We start from the raw sequence: 4957 nt of genomic DNA, 5'->3' as shown, positions 1-4957 counted from the left end.
TCTAGTTGTCAAAGGGATAAAACTTACTTATTATTGCTATTTAGCTGACAAAATAAATAAGTATAAGAAGAAATAGGTAAATATTTTTCAACTGTATTTAGCCCTTTCTCAGATATTGCATCTTTACCTAATGTTACTGGTTGTGGTTGAGTAATGAGTAATGAGTAAGAAGTAAGAAGTCTTGAAGTAATATCAAGTTCGTTTAATCAGTTATGATAAAGTTCTACCTTCATACTATTAAGGGCTATCCTTTATAAACATCTTTCTTAACATAAAACTTGACAAAAGCCGCTACTTGTGATTTAGTGCTTTTTGAGATTTTGTCTAAGAAATTAATGTATAGTAATATACATTTTATCCACAACTTAAGTAATTTTACTTAAAATTTCTCCCCCTCTCCCGGAGCTATACAAGGGTTTGGTGAGTTGCTTATAAAGCATAGCGCAAGCTCGGGGGGAACAAGAGCGCGATCGCACTCCCGGTAGGTTGGGTTGAGGAATTAGATCCCCCCTAACCCCCCTTACCAAGGGGGGAACAAGAGCGCGATCGCACTCCCGGTAGGTTGGGTTGAGGAATTATAACAAGCTCGCAAAGAGATGTTTACAGCCTGTAGGTTGGGTTAAACGAGAGTGCAACCCAACACATAACTTAGGGAATGTTGGGTTTCGTGACCAAGGGCCCAACCTACTAGCTAGTACGAGAATTGCTATATATTTTTACTTTTCCTAGCTTATTTTCTTTAAATTTTGTAAATTTACTACAAACTTTCTTAAGTTATACCAAAAGCGAGTTACAATATAGATATATAGAACTGTGTAGCATTGGAGAAAAACCCAATAATCCAATTTTACAAAGTGGTACTCTAACTTGTCCAGAAAAGATAATTGAAGTCCGCTAGAGATATGTAAAAATGTTAAACTTCGATATTATCAAAGGCTTTATCATACTAGCAGTAATTTTTGTACCTATAGAAAGGATTTTCAGTTTACATCGCCAAAAAATCTTACGCCAAGGTTGGGGGTTAGATATTTTTTACTTTTTTACTGGCAGTTTTTTTAGTAAACTCGGTTTATTCTTAAGCGCTAGTATAGTTATCTTAGTAACAGATTTTTTTAGTAATGAATTATTAAAATCAACTATTAATCATCAACCTTATGGTTTACAGTTTCTAGAAGCAGTTTTAATCGCAGAAATTGGCTACTATTTTGCTCATCGTTTATTTCATACAAACCCCTATTTATGGGAATTTCATCAAATTCACCATAGCGTTAAAGAATTAGATTGGTTGACAACAGTTAGAGTACATCCGGCTGAGCAAATCACTACAAAACTATGTCAAATGATTCCTTTATATTTTCTAGGTTTTTCTCCTAGTATTTTAACAACTTTTTTCTTATTTTCAGCGGGAATCGCTTTTTTTATTCATAGTAATATCCGGGTAAAATTTCCTTACTTAAAATATCTAATAGTTACGCCTGAATACCATCACTGGCATCACGAAATTAATAAAAATAACCATAATTATGCGGCCCAACTTCCCTTGATTGATTGGTTATTTGGGACTTTTTATTTACCAAAACGCAAAGAATCTAAACTCTATGGGATTAATAACTCGATTCCCACTAGTTATTGGCAACAATTAACTTATCCTTTTCAGCAAATAATGAGTATGAAGAAAAATGACTAAAAAAATAACTAAACTGCCTTCCCTGCTAATAGTATTAATAGTTACTAGCCTGTTAACTTTAGGTGTAGCAATAGCTATTCCCTTGACTACAGGTATGGGTATTGTTACTTTCGCTAACAGTTTGAATGCTGATAATATTACCCCAAAAGAATTAAAAGTATTGCAAGAAAATAATCCCGATTCTCTAATTTTAATCGATGTGCGATCGCCCCAAGAATATCAAGAAGGACATATTGACGGGAGTATCTTAATTCCCTTGTCTGATATTGAAGCAAACTTCGGAGTTAAACAAATTAGTAAATTAGTTGAAAAACCTCAAAATAGTACAGTAGTTTTGTATTGTCAAACAGGATATAGATCAACTAAAGCCCATAATATTTTGGCAGAAAATGGCATAAAAACAGTAAACCTTCAAGGGGGAATTGAGGCTTGGAATCAGTTAAACCAGTGAAAAAAGGGTTGGATTGGCGATCGCCCTCTCTTCCTTTTTAAAGTCTCAAATGTATCAATATCCCGACTTAGACTCAGATCTTGCATCTTTACCCAAAATTACTGATGGGGGTTGAGTAATGAGTTTTGAAGTCTTGAAGTTTTGAAGTAAGAGAATTAATGCGATCGCGCTTAAAAATTGATTCTCCCTTGTCGGCCAATTTCTGTACTTTTGTTTTGGTGCAAGATATGAGTTAGAGCTAGTTGACATCAAAATAAAGCTCTATATTTGTCTTTGATGATAGCGATGTAGAAGGGGATGAAACCATTAATCTAGCGCTTTCTAACCCAACCAATGGTGCTAGTGTAGGTAGTCAGGATACAGCAACTCTTACCATTATCGATAACGACGTCGCTATTCCTGGAGTTATTGAATTCGATGCAGCAACTTATACAGTCAACGAAGATGGGACGACCGTAACCGCCATTACCCTAGTAAGAACAGGTGGAAGCGATGGTGTTGTAGAGGTAACGGTAACTCCCACAGATGGCACAGCAACCGCCCCAACAGACTACATTAGTGATCCAATAGTAGTAGGCTTTGGTGATGGTGAAACTAGTCAAACAGTAACAATTCCCATCGTTGATGATAGCGATGTAGAAGGAGATGAAACCTTTAATCTAAACATTTCTAACCCAACAAATGGTGCAAGTGTAGGAAGTCAGAGTGGCGCGGTGGTCACCATTATCGACAACGACCAACCAGTTGAAACACCCGACACAATTGAAGGAACACCAGGAAATGACAGACTAGTAGGCACAAGTAATAATGAAATAATCAGAGGATTAGAAGGGAATGACGTCCTCAGAGGAGAAGGAGGAAACGATACCCTAGAAGGAGGACCAGGAGGAGATCGCTTATTCGGTGGAGATGGCGCCGATACCTTTGTGGTTTTATCTGGGGAAGGTAAAGATATCATCAATGACTTTGTTCGAGGTGAAGATGTGTTGAGCAGCGACCTTGATTTTGCTTTTATCAACACTTTTGTAAATAATAGCGGCCTGAATCTTGTAGACAGCAATACTAATGCTATTTTCGCCGTCTTGAGAAATATCACTGAATTTACTCAAGATGATTATCTCCTTGATAATTCACAACCAGACATCGGTGAACCATCACTGATTGAAGGAACAGCCTTAAATGATACCCTCATAGGTACTGATGATAATGATACCATCAGAGGATTAGAAGGGAATGACGTCTTAAGAGGTGAACTCGGAGACGATATCCTAGAAGGAGGACCGGGAAGCGATCGCCTGTTAGGTGGAGATGGCGCCGATACCTTTGTGGTCTTATCTGGGGAAGGTAAAGATATCATCAATGACTTTGTTCGAGGTGAAGATGTGTTGAGCAGCGACCTTGATTTTGCTTTTATCAACACTTTTGTAAATAATAGCGGCCTGAATCTTGTAGACAGCAATACTAATGCTATTTTCGCCGTCTTGAGAAATATCACTGAATTTACTCAAGATGATTATCTCCTTGATAATTCACAACCAGACATCGGTGAACCATCACTGATTGAAGGAACAGCCTTAAATGATACCCTCATAGGTACTGATGATAATGATACCATCAGAGGATTAGAAGGGAATGACGTCTTAAGAGGTGAACTCGGAGACGATATCCTAGAAGGAGGACCGGGAAGCGATCGCCTGTTAGGTGGAGATGGCGCCGATACCTTTGTGGTCTTATCTGGGGAAGGTAAAGATATCATCAATGACTTTGTTCGAGGTGAAGATGTGTTGAGCAGCGACCTTGATTTTGCTTTTATCAACACTTTTGTAAATAATGGCGACCTGAATCTTGTAGACAGCAATACTAATGCTATTTTCGCCGTCTTGAGAAACACGACTGAGTTTACTCAAACCGATTATATTCTTACAGGCGATGTGATCACGGCCGGATAAGCAACGTCAGAGAAAGTGTCAGGTCTAAGAACAAGATTTTGTCCTGTACTGAGATTTTTCGGTTCCTCACATCACTCGCACCAGTACTTATGTACCAAATTATTGTGGTCATCCGTTCCCCGGATTTAAAATCCTCTGCGATAGATGACCGCATAAGCAAAGGGAAAAAGTTCATTTCTCTTTCGTTTAAGAAAAGCATCAGGAGAACAAAAATACTGAATATGTCTTTTTGGTCAACCAATTTTTAAGGGCGATCGCCCCAAGAATATCAAGAAGGACATATTGACGGGAGTATCTTAATTCCCTTATCTGATATTGAAGCAAATTTCGGAGTTAAACAAATTAGTAAATTAGTTGCCGAACATCAAAATAGTACAGTAGTTTTGTATTGTACAACAGGGTATAGATCAACTCAGATCTTGCATCTTTATCACTCATTTACTGGTTGTGGATGAATTATGAGTAATGAGTAATGAGTAATGAGTAATGAGTTTTGAAGTAAGAAGTAAGGAGTAAGGAGTAAGGAGTAAGGAGTTTTGAAGTTTTGAAGTTTTGAAGTTTTGAAGTTTTGGAGTTTTGAAGTAATGAGTTAAAGAATTGATGCTCAACGCTTAAAAATTGGTATACCTTTCCCTGACTAGAATAATCTTGATAATTATGAGCATAAACTGAAATATTGCCAATTTTAAGAGATTCAGCTCAGATCTTGCATCTTTACCCAAAGTTACTTGTGGTGGATGAATAATGAGTAATGAGTTTTGAAGTTTTGAAGTTTTGAAGTAAGAAGTCTTAAAGTAAGAAGTCTTGAAGTCTTGGAGTTTTGAAGTTTTGAAGTTTTGAAGTTTTGAAGTAAGAGAATTAATGCGATCG

General features: G+C 37.1%; 4 protein-coding genes and 1 pseudogene. 4 read left to right on the top strand and 1 reads right to left on the bottom strand.

Features of this window, described 5'->3' with window-relative positions; all coding sequences use genetic code 11:
• Positions 1–910 precede the first annotated feature (910 nt).
• The 4 genes and pseudogenes from MW688_RS00025 to MW688_RS00010 form a co-directional block, all read left to right on the top strand.
• Positions 911–1687, top strand: a complete 777-nt coding sequence (locus MW688_RS00025; RefSeq protein WP_486733850.1) for a sterol desaturase family protein — start codon at positions 911–913, stop codon at positions 1685–1687.
• Positions 1680–2138, top strand: a complete 459-nt coding sequence (locus MW688_RS00020) for a rhodanese-like domain-containing protein (protein WP_486733849.1) — start codon at positions 1680–1682, stop codon at positions 2136–2138. The genes MW688_RS00025 and MW688_RS00020 overlap by 8 nt, the downstream gene beginning before the upstream one ends.
• Before the next feature lie 263 nt (positions 2139–2401).
• Positions 2402–4087 carry a Calx-beta domain-containing protein gene (locus MW688_RS00015; protein WP_486733851.1) on the top strand — a complete coding sequence of 562 codons (1686 nt, stop codon included), beginning with the start codon at positions 2402–2404 and terminating at the stop codon, positions 4085–4087.
• 263 nt (positions 4088–4350) lie between these two features.
• Positions 4351–4542, top strand: a pseudogene (locus MW688_RS00010) (rhodanese-like domain-containing protein); the annotation flags it as partial.
• A gap of 156 nt (positions 4543–4698) precedes the next feature.
• Here MW688_RS00010 and MW688_RS00005 read toward each other — a convergent pair.
• On the bottom strand, positions 4699–4957 hold a 259-nt coding region (locus tag MW688_RS00005; RefSeq protein ID WP_486733848.1), incomplete at its 5' end, for a hypothetical protein.

The organism is Johannesbaptistia floridana (assembly GCF_057440575.1).
Note: the sequence above shows the minus strand (reverse complement) of the source record. Positions and strands in the feature narration are given on the sequence as shown.

Coding starts and splice junctions, on each gene's coding strand:
- MW688_RS00025 (WP_486733850.1), top strand. CDS start 911: ATGTTAAACTTCGATATTATCAAAGGCTTTATCATACTAGCAGTAATT.
- MW688_RS00020 (WP_486733849.1), top strand. CDS start 1,680: ATGACTAAAAAAATAACTAAACTGCCTTCCCTGCTAATAGTATTAATA.